At 53.6% G+C, this 17,041-nt stretch carries 15 protein-coding genes; 2 read left to right on the top strand and 13 right to left on the bottom strand.

Annotated elements, in window-relative coordinates:
* Nucleotides 1-19 precede the first annotated feature (19 nt).
* Entirely contained in the window at nucleotides 20-568 is a 549-nt protein-coding gene (locus AMM48_RS13585) for a DUF3833 domain-containing protein (RefSeq protein WP_022731753.1), read from the top strand.
* On the opposite strand, the gene AMM48_RS13580 is transcribed toward AMM48_RS13585, so the two are convergent.
* Genes AMM48_RS13580 through AMM48_RS13570 form a run of 3 tightly spaced genes read right to left on the bottom strand, consistent with a single transcriptional unit; the run spans nucleotide 531 to nucleotide 2,541 of the window.
* A complete protein-coding gene (locus AMM48_RS13580; RefSeq protein WP_102784457.1) occupies nucleotides 531-977 on the bottom strand; it encodes a nuclear transport factor 2 family protein in 447 nt (148 codons plus the stop codon). The two genes, AMM48_RS13585 and AMM48_RS13580, sit on opposite strands and share 38 nt — an antisense overlap.
* The gene (locus AMM48_RS13575) at nucleotides 974-1,741 is read right to left on the bottom strand and encodes an SDR family NAD(P)-dependent oxidoreductase (RefSeq protein ID WP_102784456.1); all 768 of its coding nucleotides are present in this window, start codon (nucleotides 1,739-1,741) and stop codon (nucleotides 974-976) included. Before AMM48_RS13575 ends, AMM48_RS13580 begins: the two co-directional genes overlap by 4 nt.
* A complete protein-coding gene (locus tag AMM48_RS13570; protein ID WP_102784455.1) occupies nucleotides 1,738-2,541 on the bottom strand; it encodes a DUF6134 family protein in 804 nt (267 codons plus the stop codon). Before AMM48_RS13570 ends, AMM48_RS13575 begins: the two co-directional genes overlap by 4 nt.
* Before the next feature lie 130 nt (nucleotides 2,542-2,671).
* Here AMM48_RS13570 and AMM48_RS13565 point away from each other — a divergent pair, with 130 nt between their 5' ends.
* On the top strand, nucleotides 2,672-3,475 hold the full coding sequence (locus tag AMM48_RS13565; RefSeq protein WP_102784454.1) for an RluA family pseudouridine synthase: 804 nt from the start codon (nucleotides 2,672-2,674) through the stop codon (nucleotides 3,473-3,475).
* On the opposite strand, the gene AMM48_RS13560 is transcribed toward AMM48_RS13565, so the two are convergent.
* The 10 genes from AMM48_RS13560 to AMM48_RS13515 all read right to left on the bottom strand — a co-directional run bounded on the left by AMM48_RS13560 (nucleotide 3,422) and on the right by AMM48_RS13515 (nucleotide 16,931).
* Nucleotides 3,422-4,348 carry an AEC family transporter gene (locus tag AMM48_RS13560; protein WP_102784453.1) on the bottom strand — a complete coding sequence of 309 codons (927 nt, stop codon included), beginning with the start codon at nucleotides 4,346-4,348 and terminating at the stop codon, nucleotides 3,422-3,424. The genes AMM48_RS13565 and AMM48_RS13560 overlap by 54 nt on opposite strands.
* A 70-nt stretch (nucleotides 4,349-4,418) precedes the next feature.
* Nucleotides 4,419-4,865, bottom strand: coding sequence for a methylglyoxal synthase (locus AMM48_RS13555; protein ID WP_022731745.1), 447 nt, complete (start codon nucleotides 4,863-4,865; stop codon nucleotides 4,419-4,421).
* Nucleotides 4,866-5,003: 138 nt separating this feature from the next.
* Nucleotides 5,004-6,410 (bottom strand): dihydrolipoyl dehydrogenase, encoded by a 1,407-nt coding sequence (lpdA, locus tag AMM48_RS13550; RefSeq protein WP_102784452.1) that lies wholly within the window; start codon nucleotides 6,408-6,410, stop codon nucleotides 5,004-5,006.
* Between the two features lie 24 nt (nucleotides 6,411-6,434).
* On the bottom strand, nucleotides 6,435-7,709 hold the full coding sequence (gene odhB, locus AMM48_RS13545) for a 2-oxoglutarate dehydrogenase complex dihydrolipoyllysine-residue succinyltransferase (RefSeq protein ID WP_022731743.1): 1,275 nt from the start codon (nucleotides 7,707-7,709) through the stop codon (nucleotides 6,435-6,437).
* A 105-nt stretch (nucleotides 7,710-7,814) separates the two neighbouring features.
* A complete protein-coding gene (locus tag AMM48_RS13540) occupies nucleotides 7,815-10,727 on the bottom strand; it encodes a 2-oxoglutarate dehydrogenase E1 component (RefSeq protein ID WP_102784451.1) in 2,913 nt (970 codons plus the stop codon).
* A 70-nt stretch (nucleotides 10,728-10,797) separates the two neighbouring features.
* Entirely contained in the window at nucleotides 10,798-11,673 is an 876-nt protein-coding gene (gene sucD, locus AMM48_RS13535; RefSeq protein WP_022731741.1) for a succinate--CoA ligase subunit alpha, read from the bottom strand.
* Nucleotides 11,674-11,675: 2 nt separating this feature from the next.
* A complete protein-coding gene (gene sucC / locus AMM48_RS13530; RefSeq protein ID WP_258548867.1) occupies nucleotides 11,676-12,905 on the bottom strand; it encodes an ADP-forming succinate--CoA ligase subunit beta in 1,230 nt (409 codons plus the stop codon).
* Between the two features lie 141 nt (nucleotides 12,906-13,046).
* Nucleotides 13,047-13,997: a malate dehydrogenase gene (gene mdh, locus AMM48_RS13525; RefSeq protein WP_102784450.1), complete on the bottom strand. Its 951-nt coding sequence runs from the start codon at nucleotides 13,995-13,997 to the stop codon at nucleotides 13,047-13,049.
* A 686-nt stretch (nucleotides 13,998-14,683) separates the two neighbouring features.
* Nucleotides 14,684-15,811 carry a cell division protein ZapE gene (zapE, locus tag AMM48_RS13520; protein ID WP_102784449.1) on the bottom strand — a complete coding sequence of 376 codons (1,128 nt, stop codon included), beginning with the start codon at nucleotides 15,809-15,811 and terminating at the stop codon, nucleotides 14,684-14,686.
* A 130-nt stretch (nucleotides 15,812-15,941) separates the two neighbouring features.
* Nucleotides 15,942-16,931 carry a zinc transporter ZntB gene (locus AMM48_RS13515; protein WP_102784448.1) on the bottom strand — a complete coding sequence of 330 codons (990 nt, stop codon included), beginning with the start codon at nucleotides 16,929-16,931 and terminating at the stop codon, nucleotides 15,942-15,944.
* Nucleotides 16,932-17,041: the final 110 nt, after the last annotated feature.

Genomic DNA, 17,041 nt, shown 5'->3' with positions numbered 1-17,041 from the left:
AAACAACAGGAGCAAGCTGATGCTGCGAAATTCTATGGTGCTGTTTTTTATCGTGGTGCTAACCGGATGTGGGTCGATGAAACCGCAGGATTTTGCGCAAAAACAACCCCGCTTCGATGTGTTCGACTATTTCGAAGGCGAAAGCCGGGCCTGGGGGATTTTTGAGGATCGGTTTGGGAAATTGCGCCGTCAATTTACCGTCGACATCACCGGGACCATCGAAAACGATGTTCTGACACTCGACGAGCGGTTTCTCTATGACGACGGCGAAAAAGACCAGCGCGTCTGGACCATTCGCAAAACAGGCGATCATTCCTATCAGGGTCAGGCTGACGACATTATTGGCGATGCCATCGGCAGTCAGTATGGCAATGCGCTTAACTGGTCATATGACATGGATTTAAAAGTAGGTGACGGGTCGTGGCGGGTGAGTTTTGATGACTGGATGTTTTTGCAACCCGACGGCGTTCTGGTGAACCGCGCCCGGGTGAAAAAGTGGGGGTTTGAGATTGGCGAAGTAACGCTTTTCTTTACAAAGCCGCAACCCGCCGTGCAAGCCGCCGAATAAACCAGCCCAGTACCGGGATTTTGGCATAGAAATTTTGCGAGGCATCCCAATGATCGACATGCGATGTTAGTAAGCTCTTGTCTTTATTGAATGTTAGCGCTGTCATTCCGGTGATATCCCACTGACCAATCACCCGCATTCTTGCGCTAAATGTCCAGCGCAGAAAGGCCATGTCGCCGTCAAAGGCCGTGTGCGTGACGTCAAATTTCGGGTTTTCGGTTTCGCTAAAGGTTTTGGCCAAATAGGCACAAACCTTGTCGGGGCCGATCACGGTTGTAAATGGATCTGTGAACGCGAAATCGGCCGTCACCATGCTTGATAACTGATCGACAGTATCAGGCGACAGATTTTCATAATAGGCACTATAGGCCGCGATCAGGTGGCGTTGACGGCCGGTTGTGTCGGTCATTTTTTCACCATTTTGCGCATCAGTTTGAAATACATCCGATAGGGCAAAATACGCGCTAGTTTTAACTGACGCACAAAAGCCGGTGGAAAAGCGATTTCAAAATCATTGCTTTCACAGAGCTCACGATACATGAAATCGGCGGCCTGCTGAGGTGTTTGTAAATGCGGCATGTCGAAATCATTCTTTTCGGTCAGGCGCGTTTTGACAAAACCCGGATTGACCAGACGCAATAAAACGCCACTTCCTTCCAGCTCGGCATGTAGTGTTTCACACAAATTGATCAATGCCGCCTTGGTCGGGCCATAGGCCCCGGCATTTGGCAGCCCGCGATATCCGGCAACAGATGCCATAACCGCGATCTCGCCCGATTTGCGGGCACGCATTTTGGCCAATAACGGCTCCAAACAATTCACGATGCCCATATAGTTGGTTTCAAGGTGATCCTTGATGGTTGCAGCACTAAATGCGCCAACTGCCATTGGTGAATAGATACCCGCTGCCAGAACGACCAAGTCTGGCAGACCAAACTCACCTTCGATTGCCTCCACGGCCGCCTTGACTGCATCGACATCGGTGATGTCTAGCGGCACGGCTTTCATGTCGGGTTTGTCGTCTGCCAGTTTTTGCAAGGAGTCTGCGTTTCGCGCCGAAATAATGACTTTTTGGTCTGCATCTGTTGGGCAACTCTGAAATTTTTCCGCTAAGGTCGCGCCAATGCCGGCAGATGCGCCGACAATCCAGATGGTTTTGAAGCTTTTTATCATCCCCGATCCTTTTGTCCGGTTCTGGTCATACAATTCATGCAGCGATATATGATGGTCGACCCATCACTTGCCTCAAACTGCAACCCGACCCAGCGCCCGTCCTGATCATACCATGCGTTGGTGATGAGATCGCCGCTATAGGTGAAATGCGTTGCCATGAGCATCCCGCTGGTCGTGCGCAGTTGTTCGTGGTCTTTGGCCTCAATTGTCACATCATTGGCATTGCCGGTTAGCGTGTTGAGAACAGATGTGCTGTTTAAAACACCACAGTTCCAGTGGTCTGTTGGGAAAATCCCGGCGGGAAGAGCCTTCTCACCGTCAGGGCCGGTTACAAGCAACTGTCCGTTGTTTTGTTTCGCGTTAATTGTTGTCTGATCACCATCATCGTCAACCTTGACCGAAAGTGCTGCAAGTTTGCCATCCTGCCACAGGCTTTCAGATCGGTAGCGGAAACTGTATGCGTTAAAGCCAAGGAACGAGACATCGATGTTACTTTGGGCGACGACCTGAACGCCGTCGGTGCCGCGATGGAATTGGACGATGTGATTGCCGACCGGGGAATCATTACGCCGGATCTGAAACCGCAGTTCATTGCCGTACCGCTCAATCGGGTCAAAGTTCCGACAGGTCTGTGGACTGTCAAATGCAGACGTCAGTGCTGAGACCTCTGCGACCTTCCCTGTTGCATTTGGCCCGGCAATGTCATCAGCACGGGCATTGGCGCTGATCAGCAGCCCGGTCAGGAGACTGATCGTGGCAACAGTCAAAGAGGCAGGCAAAGTTTTACGGACCGCAATCATGGCGTTTCCCGACAAATGTTGGTGTCACACGGTATTGGTGATCTCTTCTTGTTACGCACATCAGGGGAGTGTGGATCAAACGTCATGATCATTGCTGCAAATGTCTGGATGGGGTAAAGCAGGGGCAGATATGAAAGGCCACGCCATGCTTCACCCGATTGCCGAAGACCTCATCGCGCATGTATTGCATCGTGATTCAAACATCATAGTGCTGAACAAGCCGCCGGGACTGGCGTCTCATGGTGGGCCTAAGACCTATTTCCATGTCGATGCCTATTTGCCTGATTTGAAATTTGGCATTCAGCCCGAACCAACTTTGGCCCATCGGCTGGACCGTGATACGGCGGGCTGCCTGTTGCTGTGCCGTCATCCAAAATCATCGAAAAAAATCACCCGCCTGTTTACCGAGAAACTAATCGGTAAATCCTATTGGGCGGTGGTGCGTGGTGCGATGGCCGATGATCATGGCTTCATTGATGCCCCGATTGGGAAAACCAACGATGAAAGCGGCTGGACCATGCTGGTCCACGAAGACGGTCAACCGTCCAAGACCGAATACAAGGTGCTCGGGCGTGGCAAGGACGCCGATGGGGCCGATATCACATGGCTGGAACTTGTACCCCATACCGGGCGTACCCATCAGCTGCGCGTCCACCTCGACCACATCGGTCATCCGGTGATTGGCGACCCGTTTTATGGTCGTGGTGATGAACCGCCGATTTTTGGTGAACCCCCAACGCTCATGCTGCTATCGCGTCAGATCATCGTGCCGTTCCATGCCGAACGTGATCCGGTGATTGTCGATGCCCCACCGCCGGAACTGATGCGGGCTGGTTTGGCGGCGTGTGGCTATGACGGCGAGTATGCCGCGCATGCCGCCTCAATTGATGCTCAATACACCGGCGATGACAGCAACGCTGAAGGCGGAGAGTAACGTCTCAAGCGTGATAATGGACGCCATGGCATCGGGATCGCCATTCAACTGACGTGCGAGGATATAGGCATTCCCAGCACACGGCATGCCAGCATATAGAACCCCCATGGCCAAAACCATGCCATCGATACCGGCCAGATACAGGCAAACGCCGGTAATCACCGGCAGGACGGCAAGTTTGATGGTGGTGGCCAATGCAATTGCGCCTAATGCCTGCTTGTCCAGCACAAAGCGCAATCCGGCCCCAACTGATAAAAGGCTAAGCGGCAAGGCTGCGGTCTTGAACAGAGCCGCCGTATTTTCGATTGGAACCGGCACGTGAATATCACTGATATTCAGGACGGCCCCAGCCCCGGCAGCCAGAATGATCGGGTTTTTAATGATCCCGCCCAAGATGCGTTTCAGGTTGCTTTTGCCCCCGCTAAACGCGCTTAGAACCACAACACCGAGCATATTGGTGGCAATCACCATCACCGCGATAAAGACAATGGCCAGTGCAAGCCCCGCACTGCCGTAAAACGCATCGGCAACGGCGAGCAGCACATAGCTGTTATAGCGAACTGATCCTTGAAAAATCGACGTGAACAGCGGTGTATTGCGTGTAATCACTGGGCGCAACAGCAACAATACTGCTGACAGACCAAGGGTCGCAAACAGAGTGACGGTAACAGCTGTACCAGCATTACCGCGTGAGAAATCCGCCCGGTAAATCTCGACAATCAAAAGCGACGGCAGCAATAGATAATAGGTCAGCCGGTCAATCCCGGCCCAGATATCCGCCCCGGTGATCAGATAGCGTTTTAATGCGGCCCCGACCAAAATGGCGGCAAAGATCGGAAAGATGGCGGCGATCAGTTCATAGGCGACTTGCATGGGGCGGTCACAGTTGTTTGCTGTTGTGCAGCGGGTGGCGCGGCGCTTTGCGAAAATCTTTTGGGATCAGTCAGACCTTGCGATTGGTGTAATCGGCAAAGGCCTGTTCTGGGGAATGACCGCGATATTGTTCGCAGATTTCTTCAAAATTCGGATTGCTGATCAGAAGGTCGGCTGTACTGCGGTTACACGCAATCGGAACTTCATACATGTTGGCAAGCCGGATCAAGGCGCGTACATCGACATCATGGGGTTGGGGCGTCATCGGGTCGGTGAAAAAGAACATCGCCTGCAATTCGCCATGTGCAATCATCGATCCAAGTTGCTGATCTCCGCCAAAAGGCCCGCTTTTCAAGGCGACAATATCAAGATCGGGAAACCGTTCCTGAAGCACGCGACCCGTGGTGCCGGTTGCAAAAATCCGCGAGCCCGTGAACTGTGCCTTATGGGTTTCCAGCCAATCTGCCATTTCGCGTTTTCGACGGTCGTGGGCAACAAGTCCGATCGATAAAGTCATGGGATGCGATCCTCAGGCTGGAAAAGTTAAATCATCATACAAAATAAGCCGGTGTTTGGCAGGGCCAATTTATCCATCAGACAAAATAAAACGGCCGCCCGCAAGGGCGACCGTTTCGATCATCCGATGACGGATAGATTACATGTGGATTGCGCGTTTGTCCGCGTCCAGCGCCGCTTCCTTGACGGATTCGCCAAGAGCCGGGTGGGCGTGGCAGGTCCGCGCGATGTCTTCGGCGGATGCGCCGTATTCCATCGCCAGAACCACTTCGGCAATCAGGTCACCAGCAGCCGGGCCGACAATATGCGCGCCGACAACACGGTGCGTTTTCTTGTCTTCGAGGATTTTGACGAAACCTTCCGTGCTTTCCATTGCCTTGGCGCGACCATTGGCGGTGAAGGGGAATTTGCCGACTTTATAGTCAACGCCTTCTTCCTTCAGCTGCTCTTCGGTTTTGCCAACAGCTGCAACTTCCGGCCAGGTGTAAACAACACCGGGGACCTTGCCGTAATCGACATGGCCTTCTTCGCCAGCCAGCATTTCGGCAAGGGCAACACCGTCTTCTTCGGCCTTATGGGCCAGCATCGGACCGGCGATTGCATCGCCGATGGCAAAGATGCCACCAACATTGGTCTGGAAGTGTTCATCGGTTTTAACCCGACCACGTTCGTCAAGCTCGACGCCAGCTTTATCAAGACCAAGGCCAGTGATAAACGGACGGCGACCAATCGCGACCAGAACGACATCTGTTTTGATTTCTTCTGCGTCGCCACCCTTGGATGGTTCCACAGTCAAAGTCACACCAGACTTGGTTGATTTCGCACCGGTAACCTTATGGCCCAGTTTGAATTCAAGACCCTGTTTGGCGAAGATGCGCTGTGTCTGTTTGACCAACTCACCATCCATGCCCGGCAGGATACGATCAAGGAATTCGATCACGGTCACTTCGGTACCAAGACGACGCCAGACAGAACCAAGCTCAAGCCCGATCACGCCAGCACCGATGACAACCATCTTTTTCGGCACTTTCGGAAGAACCAGTGCACCGGTCGACGAAACGATGTTTTTCTCATCGATTTCAACACCCGGCAACGGGGTAACTTCCGACCCCGTGGCGATCACGATGTTCTTGGCGGTGATGGTTTCTTCGCCACCATCGAGAAGAGCAACCTTAACGGTGGTCGGCGACGTAATTTCGCCAGCACCTTTGACATAGGTAATCTTGTTCTTTTTGAACAGGAACTCGATGCCTTTGACATTTCCGTCAACAACCTTGTCCTTACGGGCCATCATCTTTTCGATGTTGACCTTCGGCTTGCTGACTTCGATGCCATGGGTATCGAAATGCTCGGTTGCTTCCTCAAACAGGTGCGAGGAATGCAGCAGGGCTTTGGATGGAATGCACCCGACATTCAAGCAGGTGCCGCCAAGGGTGCCGCGTTTTTCAACGCAGGCAACCTTAAGACCAAGCTGTGCGGCGCGGATGGCGCAAACGTAACCGCCAGGACCGCCACCGATCACGACAACGTCGTAGTTCTCACTCATGAGTTCTTTGATCCTTTTGTCTGATCAGATGTCGAGCAGAATGCGTTCTGGGTTCTCGATGCATTCCTTGACGCGTACCAGGAACGAAACCGCTTCGCGGCCGTCAATGACACGGTGGTCATAGGACAGTGCCAGATACATCATCGGGCGAATTTCGACTTTGCCGTCGATTGCGACCGGGCGCATCTGGGTTTTATGCATGCCGAGGATACCTGACTGCGGTGCATTGAGGATCGGGGACGACAGAAGCGATCCAAATACACCACCGTTCGAGATGGTGAACGAACCGCCACTCATTTCATCCATGCCGAGTTTGCCGTCACGCGCACGCTTGCCGAAATCGACAATGGTGCTTTCCAGATCAGCAAAGTTCTTTTCTTCTGCCGAACGGATAACTGGAACAACAAGACCCTGCGGGGTGCCGACAGCAACGCCGATATCGCAGTAGTTTTTATAGATGAAGCTGGTGCCGTCGATTTCGGCATTAACAGCAGGCCATTCTTTGAGTGCCGTGGTGCAGGCTTTGATGAAGAAGGACATGAAGCCAAGCTTCACACCGTGTTTCTTCTCAAAACCTTCTTTGTATTTGTTACGGCATGCCAGAAGGTTGGTCATGTCCACTTCGTTATAAGTGGTCAGCATGGCCGCGGTGTTCTGGGCTTCTTTCAAGCGGCGCGCGATGGTCTGGCGCAACTTGGACATTTTGACACGTTCTTCACCGTCGCGCAGGTCACGCTCAGGCTTCGGTGCTGCCGGGGCAGGAGCCGCCGCCGGGGCTGCAGAACGCGATGCCGATCCGCCGCCTTCAAGGAAGTTCAGAACATCGCCCTTGGTCAGACGACCGTCTTTACCCGAAGCCGGAATTTTTGACGGATCAAGATTTTTGTCTTCGACCAGTTTACGAACAGCAGGGGCCAACGGGTGGTCGCTGTTTGATGCGGTCGTCGAAGCAGGCGCAGCAGCAGGAGCCGGTTTGGCTTCTTCTTTCTTCGCCGGTGCTTCTTCTTTTTTCTCGGCTGGTGCCTCGTCCTTGGCTGGTTCCGCCGCAGCCGAACCTTCAGCGCCTTCGGTGATCATGGCGATCAGGGCGCCAACTTCAACCTCGTCGCCTTCGCCAACAACCAGTTCGGCAATCGCGCCGGCAACCGGTGAGTTGACTTCAACCGTCACTTTGTCGGTTTCAAGTTCGACAATCGGTTCATCGGCTGCAACAGCATCACCAACTTTTTTGTACCATTTCGCCACTGTGGCTTCGGATACAGACTCGCCCAGTGCGGGAACTTTAACTTCAGTCGCCATTTTTTCCTCGACCGTTTTTTCAATCAGGCAGTGTGGGCCTGCCGTGATGCGAATGAATTCTAAATGAACGTATCGGACGGGCGATTGCTCGCCCGTCCGGTAAAGTTATTTGACGCTTAGTGCCGCATCGACAAGTTCGGCCTGTTCACGCAAGTGAGCCTTAAGAAGACCCGTTGCCGGCGAAGCGGATGCTGCACGACCGACATAGACGGGACGACCCGTCTTGTGTTTGATGCTGGCAAGTGTGCCTTCGATACGACGATCGACGTAGTACCACGAACCCATGTTTTCGGATTCTTCCTGGCACCAGACAACATCAGCATTCGGATATTTGGCCAGTTCCGTGGCAAGTTCTTGTTCCGGCCACGGATAAAGCTGTTCGACACGCACAAGCGCAACATCTTCGATGCCACGGTTTTCACGTTCGGCGAGAAGGTCGTAATAGACCTTACCCGACGACAGAACGACGCGTTTGACCTTGCTGTCAGCGACCATTTTTCCGCTTTCGCTGATCACCGGCAGGAATTTGGTCCCCGTGCCGAATTCGGACAGCGAGGATACAGCCTGTTTGTGACGCAGAAGCGATTTCGGCGTCATCAGGATCAACGGTTTACGGAACGAACGGCGGATCTGACGGCGCAGGATGTGGTAATAGTTTGCCGGTGTCGTGACGTTCGCCACCTGCATGTTATTTTCACCACAAAGCTGCAGGTAACGTTCCAGACGTGCAGAACTATGTTCTGGGCCCTGGCCTTCGTAACCGTGCGGCAGAAGCATCACCAGACCCGACATACGCAGCCATTTGGCTTCGCCCGAGCTGATGAACTGGTCAATGATGACCTGTGCGCCGTTGGCAAAATCACCGAACTGGGCTTCCCAGAGAACCAATGAATGCGGTTCTGCAAGGGTGATGCCATATTCAAAGCCAAGAACACCTGCTTCAGACAGCGGCGAGTTGAGAACCTCAAGCTCGGCCTGACCGGTGCGGATGTTATTGAGCGGGGTGTATTTTGCTTCGTTGGTCTGATCAATCAGCTTGGCATGACGTTGCGAGAACGTCCCGCGCTGGCAATCCTGACCAGACAGACGAACCGGTGTGCCTTCGCACATCAAAGTTCCGAATGCCATGGCTTCGGCAGTTGCCCAGTCGATACCTTCGCCGGTTTCAAACATCTTGGCTTTGGCCTTCAACTGACGAAGGATTTTGCGGTTGATGTCGTAATCAGCAGGGGCGGTCGATAATGCACGACCAACTTCGGCCAGCAGATCGTCGGCAACGCCGGTATCACCGGTCCAGTCCGCATCTTCGCCGTGCGAGGATGCAAGACCCGACCATTTACCTTCAAGCCAGTCAGCCTTGTTCGGACGGTAATTTTCCGACGCCTTGAATTCGTCATCAAGATAATCCTGGAACGATTTGTCCAGTTCCTTGATGCGATCTTCGGTCAGAAGACCTTCCTTGATCAGCTGTTTGGCATAGATGTCCTTGGTGGTCGGATGTTTGCCGATCACGTCATACATCTTAGGCTGGGTGAATGCCGGTTCGTCACTTTCGTTATGGCCAAAGCGGCGATAGCAGAACATGTCGATGACGACGTCCTGTTTGAACTCCTGACGGAATTCAGTCGCGATACGTGCCGCATGGACCACTGCTTCGGGATCGTCGCCATTGACGTGCAGGATTGGTGCCTGAACGACTTTGGCAATGTCCGAGCAATAAGGCGAAGAACGGGAATCTGTTGGTTTGGTCGTGAAACCGATCTGGTTGTTGACCACAAAGTGGATCGTACCGCCGGTACGATAGCCTTTGAGGTGCGACAGATCGAAGGTTTCTGCCACAAGGCCCTGACCGGCAAAGGCCGCATCGCCATGCAGGAGGATACCCATAACCTGCTCACGTTCGGTGTCTTTGCGTTGGGACTGTTTGGCACGAACCTTACCAAGGACAACCGTGTTGACCGCCTCAAGGTGTGACGGGTTTGCCGTCAACGAGAGGTGAACAACATTGCCATCAAATTCGCGGTCGGCGGATGTCCCAAGGTGATATTTAACATCCCCCGAGCCCATCACGTCGTCCGGCTTGGACGGATTACCCATGAATTCCGAGAAAATCGCACGGAACGGCTTGCTCATGACGTTGGCAAGAACGTTCAGGCGACCACGGTGCGGCATACCGAACACAACCTCGCGGATGCCAAGCTGGCTCCCGCGTTTAAGGATCTGTTCCATTGCCGGCATCAGGGATTCACCACCATCAATACCAAAACGCTTGGTACCGACATATTTGGTGTGCAGATAGTTTTCGAACCCTTCGGCAGCAATCAGGCGGTCAAGGATGGCTTCCTTGCCACGTGCGGTAAACTGCGTCTGGTTACCGATGCTTTCGATACGCTGCTGAATCCATGCTTTTTGTTCAGGTTCCTGAATGTGCATGAATTCAATACCGATCGACCCGCAATAGGTTTTGCGTGCCATCGATACGATCTGACGGATTGTCGCGGTCTCAAGGCCAAGTACATTGGCAATGAAAATCGGACGGTCCAGATCGGCCTCGGTAAAGCCATAGGTCTTGGGATCAAGTTCCGGATGTGGTTCACGCGGGGCAAGGCCCAGTGGATCAAGATTTGCTTCCAGATGTCCGCGCACACGGAAGGATCGGATCAGCATCAGTGCGCGAATAGAGTCATTGGCTGCCGCACGAATGGCGTCGGAATTAACCGATCCACCAGCAGGTGCGGAATAGGCTGCCGGCGCATAGGCCGCTTGGACCGGACGTTCGGCATACCCTTGTGAGACGTCGTATCCCTCCATGCCGCCAACAACCGTGGTTTCCCGTGGTTGCCAGCTTGGCCCACGCATTTCTGCGAGGAGTGCGGAGGCGTCGTCCTGCAACCCGTCAAAGAACTCTGCCCAGCTTTGGTCAACCGCAGTCGGGCTTTCCGTGTAGCGCGCATAAAGTTCAGCGATGTAGGTTGCGTTCGACTCGTTCAGAATCGTATCGAGATCTTGAGGTTTCATTTGTGGTCTTGGAAGGCATGGTCCCCAAGAAGGACCACGCCCCCCCTTGCCTTTCCTCTGACTACCCAGATTAGCCCTTCAACGCCTTGAGCATGGTCGAACCGAGGCTCGCAGGCGAATCAGCTACAAGTACGCCAGCACTGCGCATTGCTTCCATTTTCGCATCCGCAGTGCCCTGACCGCCGGAGATGATCGCACCAGCATGGCCCATGCGTTTACCCGGAGGTGCAGTCACACCCGCGATGAAGCCAGCAACCGGTTTCTTGACAGCCGAAGCTTTCAGGAACTCACATGCTTCTTCTTCTGCAGTACCACCGATCTCACCAATCATGATGATGCCTTCGGTTTCCGGATCCCGCAGGAACAGGTCGAGGCAATCAATGAAGTTGGTGCCGTTGACCGGGTCACCACCAATACCGATACAGGTCGACTGACCCAGGCCAGCGGCCGTGGTCTGTGCAACTGCTTCGTAGGTGAGGGTCCCTGAACGCGACACGATACCGATTTTACCGCGGCGGTGAATGTGACCGGGCATAATGCCGATTTTGCATTCATCCGGGGTGATGACACCCGGGCAGTTCGGACCGATCAGGCGGGTCGAAGAACCTTCGAGCGCACGCTTGACGCGAACCATGTCGGCAACCGGAATGCCTTCGGTGATGCAGACAGCCAGTTCGATTTTCGCATCGATGGCTTCAAGAATTGCATCAGCAGCAAAGGGCGGCGGAACATAGATGACCGAGGCATTTGCTTCGGTAACGTGTTTCGCTTCGGCAACGGTGTTGAAAACCGGCAGGTCAAGGTGCTTGGTGCCGCCTTTACCCGGGGTAACACCGCCAACCATTTTCGTGCCATAGGCAATAGCCTGTTCGCTGTGGAAGGTACCCTGCGAACCAGTGAAACCCTGGCAGATAACTTTGGTGTTTTTATCGACGAGAACAGCCATAGTTACGCGGCCTCCTTCACAGCTTTGACCACCTTCTCGGCGGCATCGGCAAGGTTATCGGCCGAAACAATCGGCAGACCCGATTCTTCGAGGATCTTCTTGCCAAGTTCGACATTGGTACCTTCGAGGCGAACGACCAGCGGAACGTTCAGGCTGACTTCGCGGGCTGCTGCCACAACGCCGTCTGCAATCACGTCACACCGCATGATGCCACCAAAGATGTTGACCAGAATGCCTTCGACATTCGGATCAGACAAGATCAGTTTGAAGGCCGTGGTAACGCGTTCTTTGGTTGCGCCGCCACCAACGTCGAGGAAGTTTGCCGGTGCACCACCATAAAGTTTGATGATGTCCATGGTTGCCATGGCAAGGCCTGCGCCATTGACCATACAGCCAATGGTGCCATCAAGCTTGATGTAGTTGAGGCTGTGCTTGGCAGCTTCAAGTTCGGCCGGATTTTCTTCGTCTTCGTCGCGCAGGTCTTCGATGTCCTGATGACGGAACAGCGCGTTGTCGTCGAAGCTCATTTTGCAATCAAGCGCAATGATGTCACCATCGCCGGTCACGACCAGCGGGTTGATTTCAACCATTGCAGCATCTGTATCGAGGAAGCACTGGTACATTGCTGACATGAACTTGACAGCTTTGGAAACCTGCTTGCCTTCAAGGCCAAGTGCGAACGCCAGTTTGCGGCCATGGAAGCCCGAGAAGCCAGCAGCCGGGTCGATGTCAACGGTGACGATCTTTTCCGGGGTTGCTTCTGCAACTTCTTCAATGTCCATGCCACCTTCGGTGGATGCCATGAAGATGACGCGTGAGGAGGCGCGGTCAACGAGAACCGAAAGATACAGTTCACGTGCGATATCGCAGCCTTCTTCGATGTAAACGCGTTTGACTTCTTTGCCGTCCGGACCGGTCTGGTGGGTAACCAGGGTCGAACCGAGCATCTGTTCAGCGTTGGTGCCGACTTCTTCGACACTTTTGACAACACGAACACCGCCCTTATCGCCGGCTTTGTCTTCCTTGAAGGTGCCCTTACCGCGGCCACCTGCATGGATCTGGGATTTCACCACATAAACTGGGCCAGCCTGTGACTGTGCAGCTTCAATGGCTTCCTCGGCGGTGTAGGCAACTTTGCCGTTCGGCACAGTCACACCGTATTTGCGAAGAATTTCTTTCGCCTGGTACTCATGAATATTCATGTTAGGTCGCTTTCTTGCCTTCCGTACGATTTCCTGTGGGTCAGAAATCGGGATTTCAATGTCCCCGTAACTTGCGGGAGGGACTTTATTGCGAGGCCCGCGATCATTGAAGTTTGAAAAACAACAATGATTGAAAAACGGGCCGGTCACTGACCAGCCCGTTTCGCGTTCTTAGAGCATGCCCTTGGCAGCTTCGACGAGGCCGCGGACAGCTGCCACGGAACTCTCGAAGTTTGCCTTTTCGGACTCGTCGAGATTGATCTCGACGATGCGTTCGACACCGCCAGCGCCCAGAACAACCGGGACGCCAACGTAAATACCATCAACGCCGTATTCACCGCTCAGATAAGCAGCAACCGGCATGACGCGTTTCTGATCTTTCAGGTAGCTTTCTGCCATCGCGATTGCCGAAGCAGCCGGGGCGTAAAATGCAGAACCTGTTTTCAGAAGGGCAACGATTTCGGCACCACCATCACGGGTACGCTGAACGATCTCGTCGATCTTTTCCTGCGTGGTCCAACCCATTTTGATCAGGTCAGGAACCGGGATGCCTGCAACGGTCGAATAGCGGATCGACGGGACCATGGTGTCGCCGTGACCGCCAAGAACGAACGCGGTGACGTCCTTGACCGATACTTTGAATTCTTCTGCGAGGAAGTAACGGAAGCGTGCTGAATCCAGAACGCCTGCCATGCCAACAACTTTCTTCGGATCGAAGCCAGTTGCCTGCTGCATCACCCAAACCATCGCATCAAGCGGGTTGGTGATGACAATGACGAATGCGTTCGGTGCATGTTCCTTGATGCCCTGACCAACCTGGGTCATGACTTTGGTGTTGATGCCGATGAGATCATCACGGCTCATGCCCGGCTTGCGGGCGACACCTGCGGTGACGATGACGACATCAGCGCCTGCGATATCCTTATAGTCACTGGTACCCTTGAGGTCGGCATCAAACATGTCGACGGGGGAGGATTCAGCAATGTCGAGCGACTTGCCCTGTGGCATGCCATCAACGATGTCGAAAAGGACGACGTCGCCAAGCTCTTTCAGTCCGACGAGGTGAGCAAGCGTGCCACCAATATTGCCAGCACCGACGAGCGCGATCTTGTTGCGGGCCATTCCGTTACCTTCTTCCCTATTGCACTTCCTGGGGGTCGAAACTCAAGTTGGGAGCGCGATTGAAAATTTAAACCTGCGAACGCGAAATATTCGTTCGTAAACATCAAGTGTCGTAAACTGATTTGTCCTGATTTACAAGGGGAAACGCCGCTGTTTTTACGAGGAAAACCGCCGGTTCCCGGTTTGTTGCAACTATGGTCTAAACGCTCAAAAACCGGTCATGCTGCAATTGCGAACAAGTCAGAATATGCAGCAAAACCAAAGCCAGTTTGCGATTGCGCGATGCCTAAAGGAAAGGCAGTGCGCGCTTTTGCCGCGAATTCGGGCGCGAGATGATGTTCTGATCCGCACAGCATTGCATGAAACTGCTATCTGCCATGCGGTGATGCTGTATTCGAAAAATCGCGCGTTCGGTGAATTTTGCGCATTTGTGCGTTTGTGATCGTGCTCACGCAAGAATCGCCGCCCGAAAAGCTACTGCGTGGCGAATAATTGCAATCGTTTTAAACTCAGGTGGGTGGAGTCGTTTTTCCCATACGAAAATATGGTGTCCGATCATGGCGCGGGGCTGGTTAATCCGTTGTGATTTCCCCGTGAAACTGCCCGATGAAAGTATCCGGTAAAGCAAGGGATGCTGCTCATCAACTTTGCACCTGCGCGCATGTGTGATCGACAAGTACGTCAGATCAGGTCAGATGCGCCATATCAAGGTACTCCTGGCTGCGCATTTCGGTCATCCGCGACACAGTGCGCTGAAATTCAAACGAATAATCGCCATCGGTATAAATCTCGGTGGGGTCGCATTCTATCGCACAGATCAATTTTGTTTTATGTTCATACATCGCATCGATCAGGGTACCAAAACGCTTTGCCCAATCACGGCGCGCGTCAGGCAATTTCGGAATGAAGTCGATGACAATGGTATGGAAATGGGTTGCCAGTGCAATGTAGTCGCCCGGCCCAAGCGGGCGCGTGCACAGTTCTTCAAAGCTGAACTTGGCAACACCGGCCCCGACGGCCGAGATTTCGATCTTGCGGCCTTTAACAGTCAGGCTATCAGGGGTGACGCGTGCGCCTTCGGTCAGGGTGGTGAACATCGCGTCGATTTTGGGCAAGGCATCATCGTGCGATATCGGATAGACGAAAACGTCCGCCGCCGTCAGGTTGCGCATGCGATAATCGGTCGCACTCGCCAGTTCAAGAACATCAAGCTTTTGCTTGATCATCTCAATAAACGGCAGGAAATTCTGACGCTGAAGGCCGTCTTTATAAAGGTCATCAGGTTGGCGATTTGATGTGGTGACGATCACCACACCATGTTCGAACAGATGTTCAAACAGACGGCCGAGAATCATCGCATCGGTAATATCGGTGACCTGCATTTCATCGAAACACAATAGCCACGCGTCATTTGCCAGATCTTTTGCGATTGGCGGGATGGGATCGGCGTCGTCTTTTTCCTTTTGCTGACGATACCGGTGCATGCGGTTATGGACGTCTTGCATGAAGTCATGAAAATGAACGCGGCGTTTTTGTTCAATATCGATGGTTTCATAGAACAGATCCATCAGCATGGATTTGCCCCGTCCGACTTCGCCGTAGATATAAAGCCCGGACGGCGGGGTGGGTTCATCGCGGCGGCGCGTCAGGCCAAACCGTTCGCGCCAGCCACCTGATCCGGTTGCCGGTTCATAGTGTGACAGGGCGTTTTTGAGGCTCTGTAGTTTTTCCGCGCAGAGTTCCTGCATCGGGTCATGGGACAGCTCACCATTGGTGATTTTCGCGCGGTAACGTGAAAGCGGGCCGTCAGTCATTAACATATCTCGATTGCAGTGAAAGAAACGCGGGCGTTGGCAAAGTCATAGCGCCAAGCAGTACCGCATTGCAACAAGGTGCTGTGCAATTCAGCCACGGCCCATGCGCAGGCGGGACGGTATCATCTGTTCATATCAGCCGCATTTTTTTGAACAACCAGACTTCCAGCGCGACAAATGCGCTTAAGATAACGACCACACCGACAAATCCCCAAGGGCTGTCGGCGGCCGGGATGCCACCGACATTGATGCCCAGCAGCCCGGTGACAAAACTGATCGGCAGGAAAAGTCCGGCAATGACGGTCAACCAGTACATGGTTCTGTTCATCCGTTCGGTTTCAAGCGCCATCAGGTTTTCATTCACGATCTGAATGCGCTCGCGCAGGGAGTCGAATTCTTCGACCAGACGGATGGTTTTGTCGGCCAGTGCGCGCGCACGTCGTTTAAACCGTTTGTCGGCCCAGCTTGGTTTGTGCTCGACAAACTGGCCCAGTGCGTCGCGTTGTGGGGCAAGATGACGCCGCAAGCGCGACAGCTGGTTGCGAATGTCGGACCCGCGCATGCGCAAGGGCAATGTTTTGCCTTCGGTCACTGTTTCCTGATCATCTTCGATGGCTTCGACGTCTTCTTCAAGGTCACGCACGACATTTTCAACCCGATAGGCCAGCCGTTCGGCAACGGTCAGGATGAAATCATCGGGACTGCGCGGGGCCGTCCCCTGTGCAATGGCATTACGGATATCGTCAAACGCCTTAAGCGGTTGATTGCGCAATGTGATGATGATGTTTTCCGACAGCCAGAAACGAACGGAAATCATGTCGGCCGGATCGTTTTCCGCATTCAGGTTGACCCCGCGCAGGTTCATGGAAAAACCATGATCATAGAAGAACACAGACGGGCGTGTGCCACGGGTGGCAAGGTTGGTGGCAATTGTCGGGTCGATCCCGGCAATATCCATCAGCCAATCGTGGACCCCCTCTGTCATCCAGTCGAGGTGAACCCAAAGATAATGACCGTCGTCAAGGACGGGTATTTTGGTGGCAAGCTCGCCCCAGTCAATGGATTGCGCGGTACCGGTTGGGGCGATGTCGAATGCGTTGATCAGTCCCGATGTCGTCATCTTTGGTTCCCTTTGTGGCTGTGGCGCACAAATTTGAATGGTGGTTGGCGTGTTGTCGGGAACGAAACGTTGCGTGATTCGTTGTGGGCTTCAGTGTAACCTGTTTACAA

Origin of the sequence: Thalassospira sp. GB04J01 (genome assembly GCF_000751115.1) — a bacterium.
GTDB lineage: Bacteria > Pseudomonadota > Alphaproteobacteria > Rhodospirillales > Thalassospiraceae > Thalassospira > Thalassospira lucentensis.
The sequence above is the reverse complement of the archived record's forward strand: the minus strand, read 5'-3'. Positions and strand labels throughout refer to the sequence as shown.